The following is a 16,582-nucleotide window of genomic DNA, read 5'->3' on the forward strand; positions in this document are numbered from 1 at the left end:
CCCACATACTAAGTAAGTGGTAGTGGGTAAAGGTAGGGCGCAATGTTGGCAAGCCGATCCTAATTGGGGCATAAACTTAATACACGGCTTACAAACTGCAAGACTTCCCTTATGAAATTGATTGCAAAGTATGCATATTGAAGGTAAACGCAAACTCTGTGTTACAATAAATAGCTTCTGACGCAAAAACGTTGGACTCCCTAATTTTTCCTGGTTGTTATGATGACTCTTACACACGAAATTAGCAAGGCATTTAACCAACATGCCACAGAATATGAGTTTGTCGCTAAGGTACAGCAAGAAATCGGTACACGTTTGTTGGAACGTTTGCATTATTTGAAAATGTCACCACAACGAATACTTGATTTAGGTTGTGGTCCGGGATTTTTTTCACGTAAGTTGGCACAAATGTACCCTAAGGCTCAAATTGTTGGTCTGGATTTGGCGGAGCTGATGTTAGTACAGGCGCGAAAAAAATACAGCTGGTGGCATACATGGTCTTTAGTCGCTGCTGATATGAGGCATCTGCCCTTTGCAACGGGAACTTTTGATTTAGTTTTTGCGAATCAAGTAATTCATTGGGGTGATTCATTGCCTCATATTTTTCGCGAGTTAAATCGAGTGATGAGAACAAATGGTTGTTTAATGTTTACCACTTTAGGGCCTGATACCTTTAAGGAGTTAAAAAGTGCGTGGTCTGTAATAAATGATTATGCGCACGTAAATGAATTTCCTGATATGCATGATGTTGGGGATTATCTGATGTCAGAACATTTTTTAGAACCCGTAATGGATATGGAGTTATTAGCAGTTCATTATCAAACCTTAGATAAGTTATTAAAATCTTTAAAAGCTCAAGGGGTAAAAAATATTAATTCAGCGCGAAATCAAGGTCTAACCGGAAAAAATTCCTGGAAACAATTCGAGCAGAACTACTTAAGTATGCAAACGGAGAATGGCAAATATCCTCTTACCTATGAAGTGGTTTATGGACATGCCTGGAAAGGTGATCAGCGAAAAGATGGACAAGGAATAGAAACTATGATTCCAGTATCACAAATAAAAAGACATGAGAAAAAATTTAGTGATTCTTAGTTTATTCATCAGTTAAATCACTTTTTATCAGGATAAATAACCGAGTTTTTATGTAAGGAATCATTCCATATTTCATTTTCATACAAACTAGTTTCTATGAACTCAACTGGAAAGCCATTTTCTTCAATCATTGCCACACGAAATTTTGCGAAAGGATAGTAGGGTTTAAGAATAACATTTTTTCCTTTTATTGCTTTGTCAATGCTACTCACTATAAAGGCCACATGAGGTTTAGTTTGAATTAACGGATGTAAAGGACAGCCTTTTTCATAACGATGGTATTGTATTCGTGTCGGTGCTTCACCTTTGATAATGAGCTCTTTGAATCATTAATAAGAAAAATTGGTGTATATTTAAATCATAATGTTTTATTTTCTTGATATTCAATAACAGGATTAACGATGTCGACTCTTCGCTATCCGCTTTTTAAATTGAAGTTCTTTGCCAAAAGTTCGAGTTTTTGTTTGAAATTTATCATAAAAAACCCATTATTTTCTAAAATTAAATGCTTAAATAATTTATTTTTAGGTTAACGTGTGGTTATGTTTTTTTTAAAATATACCCTTAATCTAGTAGTATTTAGCTTATTATTTCCATCTTATTTAGAAAAAAAACCGTTTTGTGAAAAGTTGCATAACCTTCTTTATTGTTCTATTAGTATAAAGAGACATAGTTTAGAGTGGGTAAAAAATAAGCTAAGGAGAAGTCATGAAAAAATTAATTTTGCTTTTAGCGTCAATGGTAATTTTTTCTTCTACATATGCGGTAGGTGCTGGTGACTCTGGCACTGGAAGTACTGGTGTCAATACAGGAAATAGCACTGGAACTACAGATACGGATAATGGCACTGGTTCAGGAGTTAATAATGATACTGGTGTTAATAATGGTCAGAGCACAAATCCAAATGTAAATCCCAATCCTGCCCCTGCAACAAATGATGGAATGGATAATACCGGAAGTAGTCATGTGGGTTCTGATAATGGTGGTGGCAACGGCCCAGCTCATTAAAAAAATTATTAAAACTCAGAGAGGTTATTTTCTCTGAGTTTTAATTTATGTGATGTTAATATTACCAAGAAGTAATTAAATGATTAATAAACTTAACTCATAAAAGGAATTACTGATGAACTTACTTACACTATTAATTTTAATTGTGGTTTTATTAGCTGTCTTACCTGCTTGGCCTTACAGTAGTGGATGGGGATATTATCCTAGTGGTGGTGTGGGTTTAATCTTAATTATTCTTCTTATTTTGTTATTAACACGTGGCGCACCTGCTTAATCTCATTATGAAAGCCGGATCACTTAATAATCAGAACTGATTTAATACTCCTATTGCAACTGCTTTCTGGCTAAATAAGAGATATTTTATTTTGATTAATAAAAAAATGCGATTTTATTTAAATGACATTTATCATTTAAAGTTGCTATATACTGCTCAAGCGTTTGGGGTGGCTTTCTTAATTTTTGATGACTTTAATCGTACTTAAAAAACATTCCTTATTTTTTTGCGCAATCCCCTTAATGTTAAACATTGATAAGTAGTCTACAGGAAAATCTTTTAGGTTAGCTGTAAGGATTAATTTTGAGTTCAATGAGCAGTTCCCAATATTTTCGCCAAGTCATATGGCTTAAAGCATTAACTTTTTAATCTACTTTTGAATTGTGTTCTTGATTACATGCTATTAGCCCCTCTCTTTTTTGTAAGATAAATTCTATAAAAATTTGCGGAAAAGTATGTTTTCTGAGAGAAGGAATTTAACTATGCTATAATTAAATAAATGAAAAAAAATCATCATGAAACCCGCAAAAAAATAATAATTATCTGAAATGTTGCATTTAGGCGGTATATATAATGCAAGGAGATTAATATGTACTTTAATTTAAATCAAAAAAATTATTATTCTTTAGAAAAACCCATTCATGAACTAATGGCATTGAATATGAGAACTTTGCAAAATTTATCTTATATTCATCTTTCTGATTGGTTAAATATTCATAATCCTGAAAAATTATTAGAAATGAACGTTGATGCATGGATACAAAACGGTCACCATATGCTGGATTACTGGCAAGAAGCGTATAGTATTATGGAAAAATCGATGTTAATTGTTTCCTATGATATTCTGGAGCAAAATTATAGGGCAATACCACAAACTTCGCTGCTTGAATTTGGACGAGTTGCGAAAGACACTCAACGCTCTCAGCGAACTGATGAGAAAAAAAAGACTAAAACATCTCCTCGTGTGCAGGCTACTGCGGTGAAAAAGGTCACTAAAGAACATCATTTAAGAAAAAAAGCAAATGACGATATTGGGATAGTTAATAATTCAGAAAAAGCAGAGCGTAAAAACCTGTAAATCTCTTTTTCTTTGGTAAGGAAAGAGTATTGACTCTCAACTGCAATATTAGTCCAAGTGCAATTTTTTAATCTACCACACGCCTGAGTTATCAATTGGCATGTCAGAAAGTTTTTCGCGTAGAATCTCCCTTCGATCCGTTTCTTTTTGTTGTTCTTTAGAAACATTGGGTCTTCCTATTGATTCCATACTATAAAAAACATAGTGTGTGGTATAGCCTGAATAAGTTTCCGCGCAACTCGTCATAATAAGTGTCATTACAATAAGGCTAATAAATAATCCTATTTTTTTCATACATCCAGCCTTGAAAATATGATCTACAACTATATAAACTATAGTACATTAACTGAATCGATAAGAGAGACAAATATAATGAAGGGAATGGATGCAGAGTAACTAAGTTATGGGTAATAACATCAAAATTTAAAGTAAATTAAATCAAACACTCTTGAATAATCATTCTTGGTTTTTCGTAAAAATCTTTAATGAGTGATCCTCTCATTGCGAACTTTTTCTATTATTGTTATGTTAATTTTTTGTGTGAACATAATCTCCAGAGTCAGTTCATATTTGGGAGCATGATACGTGGTAAAAAAAAACCAGCAAAATAATCGAAATGATCTTATGAATGAACCCATAGCAATCATTGGGATGAATTGTCAATTTCCTGGCATTCATTTAGACATTGAAGATGTTGGCGCATTTTATGAGATGTTGCTGCAAGGACAAACTTCCATTAAAGAAGTACCTAAAAATCGCTGGAATATTGACGAATATTATGATGTGGACAGAGAGAAAGCGGACAAAATAATTGGTAAGAAGGGTGGATTTTTAAACGATCCTCATTTATTTGATGCAAATTTTTTTAAAATATCCTCCATTGAAGCAAAGCAAATGGATCCACAACACCGTCTTTTTTTAGAGGTCGCTATTCGTGCTTTAAATCACGCGAATATAACGCTTGACTCCTTAAATGATTCAAACACGGGTGTGTTTTGTGGAGCTTCCACCCAAGATTATGGTCAGTTAAATTATAAAGATAATATAGAATTTAATGCCTACACTGTGTTAGGTTCCGCCGCTAGTGCGGCAGCTGGAAGATTGAGCCACTTTCTCAATTTAAAAGGGCCAAGTATGGTTGTGGATACAGCCTGCTCTTCCTCACTTGCCGCACTTTATCTGGCGGTAACCGCTCTAAGAAATAAGCAATGTTCCATGGCTTTTGTCGGTGGTGTTCATTTAAGCCTGTGTCCAGAAAGTTTTATCGGGGTAACTAAAGCGCACATGTTATCTCCTAGTGATAAATGCAGTAGCTTTGATGCACATGCAGATGGTTATGTACGTAGTGAAGGCTGTGGGGTAATTCTTGTTAAGCGTTTAAGCGATGCGATTAAGGATAAAAATACTATTTATGCGGTAGTAAAAAGCATTGTTATGAACCAAGATGGCAATGATGGAACGCTTTTAGTAGCGCCTAACCTCAAAGCGCAATGTACCTTGCATCAAGCTGTATTGGATGAAGCTAATTTGACGGCGAGTGATATTAATTATATCGAAACTCATGGAACAGGTACAGTCGTGGGGGATTCAGTTGAATTTAAAGCCATCCAACAAATCCACCAGGGACATCATTCCCAAGAGAAGCCTTTGGTTATTGGTGCCTTAAAAAGTAATCTTGGTCATAGTATTTCTTCATCCGGTATTGCCTCACTTATTAAAGCGGTGGGTGCATTAACACATGAAATGATTCCGCCTAATTTACATTATTCAACACCCGGTCGTTCAATTCATCCAGAGACTATTCCGGCACTGTTACCCATTAAGACAACTGCTTTTAGTAAACAGAAAGATAAAAAAAGGTATGTACAAATCTCTAATTTTGGTTTTACGGGTACCAATGTGAGTACCGTTATTGAAGAGGCGCCCGAGCAAGCATTTAATGTAACCAATTCAAAGTGTAAGGAGGCTCAATGTTTTGTCCTTTCAGCAAAGAGTGAGTACTCATTAAAGCAGATGCTGACAAATTTTGTGCATTATTTGCAGGCATCGACTGCATGTTTGCAGGATATTTGTTATACCTTAATTAATTGTCGTGATCATTTTAAATTTCGGTGTGCCATCATTGCTGATGATAAAGAGACATTAATTAAAAAAATTGAATCTGAAGACTTTATATGGAAAAAAGTAGAGCGTAAAAAAGAAATTAAAAAAATAACCCATGATGCCAATTTAATTTATACATCTTATTTAGAAGGAGACCAAATCCAATTAGAAGTTGATAATGTGGAATATACGCCAGTTAATTTGCCATTGTATTATTTTGATAGACAATCCTATTGGCATGAATCAAGAGTAAATACTCTCGATCTCCATTGGTTGAATCACTTGTATTTACAGTCTCCTGAAGAACAACTAGGAACGATCAAAGCCAAAATTGGCGAACAAATGCAAATTCTTTTAAAAAAAGACAGCATTAATGAACATCAGGATTTTGACTCTTTAGGACTAACACAACCTTTATTGGAAGAGTTGGATCAGCTTCTTTATGATTTATTTGCGCATCGTTATAAAATGTCGTCTTCCTCTTTTTTAACTCTGGATAAATTGGCACGGCATTTACACCAGGTGATGATGCCTACACCAGTCTTTAGACAACCATCAATTAATATTCTAAATGATGAGCCGATTGCGATTATTGGTATGAGCTGTCGTTATCCACAAGCACCGAATATTGATGCTTTTTTATCTTTATTGGAACAGGGTACAAGTGGCATGATCGATATTCCTTTAGACCGTTGGGATAATGAAAAATTTTATGATTCTGACGTGAATGCCATAGGGCGACTTTATATAAAACAATTGGGTTTAATTGAAAATGTAAGAAATTTTGATGCCGAATTTTTTAACATCAGCCCGCGAGAGGCCAAGCTTATGTCGCCGCAGTTACGTATTTTCATGGAAGAAAGCTATCACGCACTTGAAAATGCCAATCTGCCTCTTACTACGATTCAAGACAGTAATACAGGGGTTTTTGTGGGCTGTGGCACCAATGAATATCCGCGTTTACTCATGAGTCTGGGTAGCAATTTAGATGATCTTAATATTTATTTTGCTACGGGAAATGTGTTAAACGCTATCCCAGGTCGTGTTGCTTATTCGTTTGATTTTCATGGTCCTATACAAGCAATTGATACCGCATGCTCCTCATCAATGACCGCTATTCATAATGCGTGCCTAAGCTTGCAATCAGGTGATTGCAATATGGCTCTTGCTGGAGGGGTAAATATATTATTGACCCCTGATTCTAATATCACGCTGTCAAAAGCCAGAATGTTATCTCCTGACAGTCGTTGTAAGTCTTTCAGTGAAGATGCTGATGGTTATGCACGAAGTGAAGGGTGTGGTGTGCTTGTTTTAAAACGCTTAAGTGATGCGCTTGATGATAAGAATAATATTTTGGCTGTGATCAAAGGAAGTTCAATCAATAGTGATGGTAAAACAGGTGGTTTTACTATACCTAATGGCACGGCGCAAGAGGAGGTGATTCGGAGCGCTTTAGCGAAGGCAAAACTTGTACCCGAGGATATTGACTACATCGAAGCGCATGCTACTGGGACTCCATTGGGTGATCCTATCGAAGCAAATACGTTGATGAAAATTTTTGCTGAATCTCACAGTAAAGAAAATCCACTCTACATGAGTTCAGTAAAAACAAATATTGGACATGCAGAAAGTGCTTCAGGGGTAGCTAGTGTTATCAAAGCGGTTTTGAGTTTACAACACCATAAATTATTTAAACATCTTAATTTCAAAAAACTTAATCCAAAGATTGAATTAGTCAATACGGTTATTCCTTTAAGCACTATGGATTGGTCTAAAGAACATAATTTACGATGTGCAGGCATTAGCTCATTTGGGTTTAGTGGCGCTAATGCTCATATTATATTGCAAGAAGCGCCTTCTGTAAAAAAAGAAGCGCGTACGTTGCCGCGGCAATCACTTTTAGTACTGTCAGCAAAAAGCAAAGTTTCCCTTGAATTACTGCTTACCACTTATCAGAATTATTTAACAACTACGCACTATGAATTTGCGGATATAGCCTATACCGCAGCAACGTGTCGGGATCATTTTTTATTTCGAGTTGCAATTAAAGCGAATAATACCAAAGAGGCTGCAGCACTAATTGAAAGGAAAAAGTACACCATTTATCAAATTAAAAAGGCACATAAAACATCTCAGCGATTAAGTACTTTGGAACAAATGCAAGCGGCTTATGAACTTGGATTCTTTGTGCCTTGGTCTGATTTTTATGCTTCTTTGCGGACTCGGTTTGAAAAAGTTACATTGCCACTTTACGAGTTTGTACATCAAGAGCACTGGTTTGCAGAGAAAGATAAACTAAAAGATGCTCCTTTGCCCCAAGATTGGTGTTTTCAATTGCAATGGGAGCATCAAATCTATGATAAAAATAATCGAAAAATGCAGGGCAATAATTGGTTACTCATTGGTGCTAGGTCACAAGCCGCTGGCTTTAAAGAACTGGGATTGAATATTATTTTTGAAGATGAAGATTATTCGTTAGCCAAACTTGAAGGAATTATTTTTGCTGTTGCTTTAGATTCAACGTCATCAAGCGATATTGAGGTACATTTTGAAATTCAAAAACAACTCATAAAAAAATTACTGGATTTGGTTAAAAAATTAACGAGTCAAGCCGTAGAACCACATCTAATTGTGCTCACTAATAATGCAATCGCTGAGCTTGCTGTGGGTGAACTTAATTTAAATAATAGTCCGCTTGTCGGTTTTTGTAAAACTCTTGTTTTAGAACTACCACAATTTAGAACCATTCTTATTGATTTGGATAAAAAGGATACACCAAACAATTTAGGGCACATAGTTGATGAAATCAATTATAACCATGGCCAAAATTATGAACATATGATTGCTTATCGTGAAGAGAAACGATGGGTTGCTCGTTTAAAGAAAACTCCTTTGGCAGATAAAAAGTTTTTTTTATCTGGTGAAGGCCGTTATTTGATTACTGGAGGATGTGGTGGTTTAGGTTTAGTGACAGCACAAGCATTATTATCCGCTGGGGCAAGAGAGTTAATTCTTACCGCAAGAAATGTTGATAAGCCAGCAATCAATGATGCCATTAAAAAAATGCAAGCTAACTATACCGGTAGAATTATTCGTGCGATCAGTATGGATAGTACTGATAAAGAAAAGCTACGTCATTTGCTAACAGAGATCAATGCTGATGGACAGTTAAAAGGAATTATTCATGCCGCAGGAGCAGGCATTAAAGCCCCATTGCTTGAACATGAGGATGATGATGTAGATTATGTATTTTCTGCAAAAGTTAAAGGCGGGTGGTATCTGCATGAGCTTAGTCAACATTATGATTTGGACTTTTTTATTGTCTATTCTTCGATTGCCTCCGTATTTGGAAGCAATAAAGAAGCAGTTTACAGCGCTACGAATAGTTTTCTCGATGCATTGATTGCTGAACGGCAACGTTTGGAACTAGTTGGTACATCCATTCAATGGGGACCCTGGGGTGAAGTAGGAATGGCTAAAGACCGATCTCAGGGACACAGTTTAAAGCAGGCCTTAATAACGAATGCACAAGGCCAGTCTTTTATTAAAACACTTATCGGTAATGAGTTGAGTTATGTCACCATTATCTCACCCGAATACCTTAATTTCATGCTGGATTTTGTACCTAAACCACTGCCTTTATTTTATAAAAATTTGCTTGACAGTCTGAATGTCGCAAGCATGCATCCTAAGGATACCAATAATTTATCGCCTTGGCTCAATGCTTATCTCGGGCTTAGCCCTGATAAACGAATTGAAGCGTGCATCAATATGGTACGTGATCTATGCAAGGACATCTTAGAGTTATCCGATTTAGATGAAAATGAAGGATTTTTTGAGCTTGGTTTTGATTCACTTATGATGACAGAAATGGCAGCCAAGCTGAAGAAAATGTTGGACCCATCACTTAAAGTAGCGGTCAATATTGGTTTTGATTACCCAACAATTAATAAATTGGCGCATTACATTGCATCAGAGCTTGATACAAAATTAATTAGTAATTCAGCAATGCATGCAGTATCAAAGCAAGAAGATGATGCTATTGCGATTATCGGTATGAGTTGTTCGTTACCTAAGGCTCCAGATATTTCTGCCTTTGAAATCATGCTTGAACAAGGGTTAAATGGTGTTAGCGATATTCCTATCGAGCGTTGGGATAATAGTAAATACTATGATGCCAATAGGGATGCACCAGGAAAATCTTATGTTAATAAACTGGGATTAATTGAAAACATTCAATGTTTTGATGCCAATTTTTTCGGTATTAGTCCGCGTGAAGCAAAATTATTAGAACCTCAACAGCGAATTTTCTTGGAATGTTCTTATAAGGCTTTGGAAAATGCAAACTATACTCCTGATTCATTGCGTGGCAGTTTAACGGGTGTTTTTGCAGGAGTGGGGCCTAATGAGTATTATGCGCAATTAGAAAAATCAGGTTTTTCTAATGAAGAATTGAGTGTGTATTCCATTACTGGCAACGTATTGAATCTGATACCCGGACGAGTTGCTTACACCTTTGATTTTAAAGGACCAGCATTAAGTATGGATACTGCATGCTCTTCATCACTGGTCGCCATTCATTATGCTTGCCAAAGTTTAAAAAATCATGAAATTGATTATGCCCTCGCTGGAGGGGTAAATATTCTGTTACGACCAGAATCCAATATTACTTTATGTAAAGCCAAAGCACTTTCGCCTGAGGGGCAATGCAAAACCTTTGATGAACAAGCGGACGGGTACGCGCGCGCTGAAGGGTGTGGAATCGTTATGTTGAAACGATTGTCAGATGCATTGCGTGATCAAGATACAATTTTAGCAGTTATCAAGGCTTCATCAGTTAATAATGACGGTAAGTCGGCAGGTTTAATCGTTCCTAATGGTAAAAGTCAGGAAAATGTAATGTTGAGCGCATTAAGTCAAACGGATTTGCACAGCAGTGATATCAGTTACATCGAGGCCCACGGAACAGGAACACCACTAGGTGATCCCATCGAAGTTAATGCCATTAATAATGTTTATGGAACGCAGCGTGACAAAGGTAATCCACTTTATCTAGGGGCGGTTAAAACCAATATTGGTCACCTTGAAAGTGCTTCAGGTGTTGTTAGTGTTATTAAAACGGTCATTGCTTTACAAAAAAAGAAAATTTATAAGCATTTAAATTTTCATAAATTAAATCCAAATATTAAATTAAATAATACGCGTATTGCCTTGCAAACGATGGATTGGTATACAGAAAAAAAACTTAAATGTGCTGGCGTTAATGCATTTGGTTTCAGCGGCACCAATGCACACATCATCTTGCAGGAATTCGCTGGAGAGACAAATCAACAGCAAATAAAACAAAGGCAAATGCAGATGCTGGTTTTATCTGCAAAATCTCAGACAGCTTTGGATCATTTAACAAAAAGCTATCAGCACTATTTAGAAACTACCCAAGATGATTTTGGTACTATCTGTTTTACAGCTGCTACCTGTCGAGCGCATTATCCCTACCGTTTAGCACTTATTGCTGAATGTTCTGCTAAGGCCAGTCAATTATTAGCAACACATCAATTTGCTTCATCGCATGGGGAAAAAAATACACTTGATTTATCGAGTAAGTTTCCATTTAAGTCATTACTTAAAGACTATTTGCTGGTTAAAAACGTTGATTGGACTTCATACTATAAAATGTCTGAGAATAAATTTAGAAAAGTAACCTTACCTAATTATATCTTTGATCTTCATGAATTTTGGCCCGATAAAAAAAGCGAGAATAAAGTACAAGTTGATGCAGTTCATCCACTTTTAGGACAGATGTTTTCAATGCCAAATAATGAGTATTTATTTACACATCAATTGGATTTGCAGAATCTAAATTATATTAAACAGCACTGTGTGTTTGATAAAGTGGTTTTTCCTGGAGCAGCATATATTGAAGCGGGCTTGGCAATTGCTAGGATTATATTGAAGAGTAATACAGTTTGTCTAGAAAAATTTATTATTGAGCGTCCTCTATATCCAAAACAAGGTCAGGAATTTCAGCTCCAGGTAAAACCAAACAATGACGGTAAATATAAGATAACTGTTTTTGCAAAATGTGACGATAACTGGCAAACATTTTCTGAAATGAAAATTCATTGCATCCCTTTATCAGGAGTACCTGAATCACTCAATCTAAATGTTCTAAAATCATTTTTTAATAAGCGCATTGACCTATCACAAGTGTATGAACACTTTAAAAAACGCTCTTTAGTGTATGGTGAGGAATTTCAGGTTCTTCATGAGGTTTATATTAAAGCAGACAATGTATTGTCTCAAGTTGTGTTAACTAAAGCCACTCATGCCCAAGACTATTTTTATCATCCGGTAACACTTGATGGAGCAATGCAAAGTATCTTATTACTTGGTATGAATGATGCAGAGAATACTACTTATATACCCTATGCAATGGCGCGCATGATCACCTATCAGCAAGCGCCAAGAAATTTTTGGGTACATTTAACCAGACGTCATGATGCTAATGAGAATGAGCTGTGTATTGACATTAAAATGTATAACAACACAGGTTTGTTAATCGCAGAGATCGAAGAACTTAAGCTAAGAAAAGTTAACCGCAGTACTTTTATTTCGTATGAATCCAGCATGCAACACCTCTACCTTACCAAGTGGACTATGATTCGGCCTAAACTATCTACTCAGGTGGAATTGCCTGAGCTTTGGGTGATTGCAGCGAATGAAGTTAGAGTAAGAAAATTATTAGGTACTCTAAATTATCAATTCATACCCGATCCAAGTAAGTTAGAGTCTCTGGAGAATAAAGATATTCTCTTCCTTTATGAACAAGAGCAATTTAATGAGCTCTTTCATTTCTGCCAAAGAATGTTCAAATCACGCCCTAAAAGTTTTATATTAATTACAGAAAATGCATATGCAATTAGCGAACATGACCGAGTAAATCCTTATCATACAATGGCCAGTTCTTTTTGGAATAGTTTTAGAAATGAGTTGGAATTTACAAGAAATTACACAATTGATTTGGATGCGAATAGCGTCATAACTGCTGCTTTAAAATATATATATTACACCAATAATACTGAAAACAAATTAGCGGTTAGAGGTTCCTTGTACATCCCCCGATTGAAGAAAAAAAAATTACCTATCAATTTGACGCCAAAAGAAAAGTTATTTAGTCAAGATGCAAGTTATTTAATTACAGGTGGTACGGGCGCGCTGGCAAAATTATTAATTGAATACCTTATCGATAGGGGAGTGAAACAGATTGTAATTACCAGTCGCTCTGCATGTTCTAAAGATACAAAGGCACTCATTGAGAGTTCAAGACTAAAAGAGATAGTCATCACGCATTATGAGGTTGACGCCAGTAATTATCAGCAAATGGAACGAATAATTGAAGAGATTAATGACCGTTCTAAACCTTTGAAAGGTGTATTTCATCTTGCTGGTATCGTGCAAGACGGATTAATTGTTAACCTTAATGATAAAGAGATGAACAGTGTATTGAATGCGAAAATGGAAAGTGCGTTGATTTTACATCAATTAACTAAACATATTCCTTTGAATATGTTTGTCTTATTTTCCTCCTCGGCCTCTTTGTTAGGCGCTAGAGGGCAGGCAAATTACGTGGCTGCTAATGGATTTTTGGATGGACTGGCACACCTGCGATGCGAAGAGGGATTACCTGCACTTGCAATTAATTGGGGACCTTTTAACTCAATAGGGATGACAGCAAAACTGACACAAGTAATGCAACAACATGGCTTTATGCTATTGGATAAAGACAATATCAATATTCTTGATGTTTTATTATCAAGTAAGCTGCCACAAATAGCGCTATGTCCTATTCAATGGGAGCTTTATTTTAACTATGTACCAAAACAAGCATATTTATCGGAACTAATTAAGAATGAGGGCCCACAAGATCCTGTTTTTTTAAACGCTCTTCGCCAAGCAAGCAAAGAAGAGCGAGTGGTGTTATTGAATCAGACGTTAGGCGAAATTGTTGCGCATATTTTAGAGTTAGATGATATAAATCATCTAACTACTCAAGCTGGGTTGTTCTCATTGGGTCTGGACTCCTTGATGGCTTTAGATATTCGTAACCAAATTCATGATAAATTGAATTGCCCAAGCCTCAACCTATCCATAGAATATTTTATTAATGATCCAACTATTGATAAGATTTCCAGAAGTATTGTTGATGAATTATCCACTATCCTCATTGATGTGCCTCTAATACAGACTGAGCCTGCTAAAATTTCAATTCCTGAAGAGATCGCTGTATGTGATTTTCAATATATGTTTTGGGTACTCAATAAATTGGAGAGCAGTTTTAATATTGGAATGCAAATACAGCTGCATGGCAAGCTCAATAAAGATTATGTCGCTCAAGCTTTAGATTATGTAATAACGCACAACACCGCGTTTTGGATAAATTTTAATGAAGAAATACCCACACAAAGAGTAAATAAACAAGGTCAATTTAAACTAATCTATACCGATATTTCTTTAAGTAGTAAAACAGAAAGCGTGCTTAAAACAGAATTTCAGACAAATATGAGGAATCTGATTCCGTTAACTCAGCAACCGTTGATTCGAGTATATCTTTATAAAATAAATAATGACTTACATGAACTACACCTGGTTATTCCTCATATTATTGTTGATGATACCTCTTGTGAAATTGTATTTGCTGAATTCAAACTCTGTTATGAAGCGCTAAGTCTTGGGAAAAAATTGCTACCGCTACCAAAAAGTGGTTCTTATTTAAATTATGTTAAATTAAACAATAATCATTATGAAAAAAACCTACAGGCTAAAATTGATTTTTGGCAGAAGTACAATAAGGGTTTTAAAATGCTGAGTTTCGGCAAGCATTATCATTTATCTGATGCAGCAAATCAGCCAAAGAATTTATTTCATTATTCCATTAATACACAAACAGTTAAAAAATTCATAAATTGGCATAAAGAAAAAAATATGAATGTGAGTACGGGTTTAATTGCAGTATGTCACATTGTTTTTTATAAGATCAGTCAGCAAAATAAAATTCCGATCACTTTAATTCATGGTGGTCGAGTAGGCAGTCTATACAAAAATGTTATCGGTTTATTTTCAGAATATAAAAGAATAAATACTGTTTTAAATGAAGAATATCAATTTATTGATTTCCTCAATAGTATTGAGGATGAACTACTAAAAACGGCTTCTTATCAGAGTTGTCCCCATTTAATCAAAAATAAAGGATTAGAAGGTGTTCGATTATCAATGGGACAGTACTGGGAATTTATATCGAATAAGCTTTTTCTAAGAAAGCAGTTTAAAAAAACCAAGCTAATTACAAAGATTATTGATTATTATCTAGAGTATTTAAGTTGTATGCTCGCTAATAAAAAAAGTATTTTAATGAAATTTAAGCTGAATAAACTATTTAATTTGCAGATACCGCTGCAACAACCAGATAGGATGAGAGTGCTTCTTAGTGTTACTCCTAGTTTCTTCACTAAAAAATCTTCAGAGATGCGTTTTGCCAATCTTGATTATTCATTTCCTGGTCATTTTGATTGTGTGGATAGACCTATAGGTAATCAAACCTTATGGGTGTATTTTTCGAAAAATCAGCAAGATGAATACTTACTTTCGATCAATGGGCCGCTTACAATAGAATGTAAAAAACAAATGGGGATTGAGATTAATTCACTTATTGCAAAAATTGTAGCGAATGAGAGATACAGTGTTGCTGATTTAATTCAGTAAACTCATCATTGGGGTTTTAGTCAGGAAAATCCCATTTGCGCTGTACGCGCATTTTTAAAATACCCTTTAAGTTGTTTTTTGTGTAAATTTTAAGCTGCATGTCTCAGGGAGTGAAACATGAGTAAAGAAAAAAAGCGCAATTTCCTTCAAGTACTTCAGATCTTGCTAAAACAAACCAGGCTTTGCAAAAAGGGGTTAATCAAATTATTGTTCATCTAAAAAAACCGACAAAAAAACAAATTTTGCTATTTTGGCGGAACAAACGCATGAATTAAATACGTTAATGGATGCTATGTATTATTGGATTAAAATACATTCTGAAGTTAAAGGGATTGCAGCACCGCGTAAACCCGAACAATCAGAATTTTCTACTAAATCATCATCACCACAATTTTCTCCTCCTCAGGTAACTACGCAGTTTTTTGCCAATAATGTGAGTAACTTTAGTACCCCCCTTCCTATAGATTTACCAATACTAAGCTGCGTACATCATTTGATTCATCGTTTCCTGGCATTAATTTAATCGGATTAATTACTTTAGTGCCATTGATATTTATTTTCCTTTATTTGTTACTTAAATCCTAATCACAGTCAGAAATAATTTATTTGGATAGGAAGGACAAATTGGAAAATTAAAAAACAAATTGAACAATTTAGTCGAACAATTTAAAGCGGTTGATGATTTGGATGAGTTTGAGCAAAGCGAGTATAAAGTCTTTATTAAACGATATAAAAAGTTGAAGCATACAACGAGATCAGGATGTCATGAAATCCAAAATTTGAAATGTCTTTATAATGAAATGAATCTCTTTTTTCATGAGTGCGAACAAAAAAAGGTAAGTATTTTAAAAAATTAATTATCCATTAAATTTACTTTATTACTGCTTTTTAAACACAAATTGCTGGCAAAAACAACTATATTGGTACTAAACTTATTTTGTATCTGCTCAAAATAGTAATTTAACGTAAGTTTTGGATAAGAAATCTTTTTAATTCAGTCTCTACCTCGATCCGTTCGAGCTTAAGAGGAGTGGAGAAGCGACGTTTCTAAGTTTGGCACAGGACTTTAAGTTCATGCCAAGGCTTCAAGATGCAACTAAAGTCGATTCTCGGCCCAAGCGAATCGAAGTAATAAGCAGACGTTATCCAAACTAACGCTAATTAAAAATTAGTTTGAAATTTAGTACAGATCTTGCATCTAAATAATAAAGAGTTAGGGAAGAAGGGGCGGCATATGAAAAAAATACTTTTAACTGCATTAATGA

At 35.2% G+C, this 16,582-nt stretch carries 9 protein-coding genes; 6 read left to right on the top strand and 3 right to left on the bottom strand.

Features of this window, described 5'->3' with window-relative positions; translation table 11 throughout:
• Positions 1-333: double zinc ribbon domain-containing protein (locus WA877_RS09725; protein ID WP_425170722.1), on the bottom strand; the 333-nt coding region annotated here is incomplete at its 3' end.
• Between WA877_RS09725 and bioC the strand changes: the two genes are divergently transcribed.
• A complete protein-coding gene (gene bioC, locus WA877_RS09730; protein ID WP_425170723.1) occupies positions 223-1,095 on the top strand; it encodes a malonyl-ACP O-methyltransferase BioC in 873 nt (290 codons plus the stop codon). The two genes, WA877_RS09725 and bioC, sit on opposite strands and share 111 nt — an antisense overlap.
• A gap of 17 nt (positions 1,096-1,112) precedes the next feature.
• Here the strand turns inward: bioC and WA877_RS09735 are convergent, their stop codons facing one another.
• Positions 1,113-1,307: a hypothetical protein gene (locus WA877_RS09735; protein WP_425170724.1), complete on the bottom strand. Its 195-nt coding sequence runs from the start codon at positions 1,305-1,307 to the stop codon at positions 1,113-1,115.
• Positions 1,308-1,803: 496 nt separating this feature from the next.
• Between WA877_RS09735 and WA877_RS09740 the strand changes: the two genes are divergently transcribed.
• The 3 genes from WA877_RS09740 (at position 1,804) to WA877_RS09750 (ending at position 3,455) form a co-directional block, all read left to right on the top strand.
• Entirely contained in the window at positions 1,804-2,103 is a 300-nt protein-coding gene (locus tag WA877_RS09740) for a hypothetical protein (protein ID WP_425170725.1), read from the top strand.
• Between the two features lie 115 nt (positions 2,104-2,218).
• Positions 2,219-2,377 carry a DUF3309 family protein gene (locus WA877_RS09745; protein ID WP_425170726.1) on the top strand — a complete coding sequence of 53 codons (159 nt, stop codon included), beginning with the start codon at positions 2,219-2,221 and terminating at the stop codon, positions 2,375-2,377.
• A gap of 589 nt (positions 2,378-2,966) precedes the next feature.
• Complete coding sequence (locus WA877_RS09750) at positions 2,967-3,455, top strand: hypothetical protein (protein ID WP_425170727.1); 489 nt, start codon at positions 2,967-2,969, stop codon at positions 3,453-3,455.
• A 72-nt stretch (positions 3,456-3,527) separates the two neighbouring features.
• Here the strand turns inward: WA877_RS09750 and WA877_RS09755 are convergent, their stop codons facing one another.
• Positions 3,528-3,701: a hypothetical protein gene (locus tag WA877_RS09755; RefSeq protein ID WP_425170728.1), complete on the bottom strand. Its 174-nt coding sequence runs from the start codon at positions 3,699-3,701 to the stop codon at positions 3,528-3,530.
• A 339-nt stretch (positions 3,702-4,040) separates the two neighbouring features.
• On the opposite strand from WA877_RS09755, the gene WA877_RS09760 reads away from it, so the two are divergent.
• Positions 4,041-15,317 carry an SDR family NAD(P)-dependent oxidoreductase gene (locus WA877_RS09760; RefSeq protein WP_425170729.1) on the top strand — a complete coding sequence of 3,759 codons (11,277 nt, stop codon included), beginning with the start codon at positions 4,041-4,043 and terminating at the stop codon, positions 15,315-15,317.
• A 250-nt stretch (positions 15,318-15,567) separates the two neighbouring features.
• Positions 15,568-15,840 carry a hypothetical protein gene (locus WA877_RS09765; protein WP_425170730.1) on the top strand — a complete coding sequence of 91 codons (273 nt, stop codon included), beginning with the start codon at positions 15,568-15,570 and terminating at the stop codon, positions 15,838-15,840.
• Positions 15,841-16,582: the final 742 nt, after the last annotated feature.

This window comes from Legionella sp. (assembly GCF_049790535.1).
In the GTDB taxonomy this organism is placed as follows: Bacteria; Pseudomonadota; Gammaproteobacteria; order Legionellales; family Legionellaceae; genus Legionella.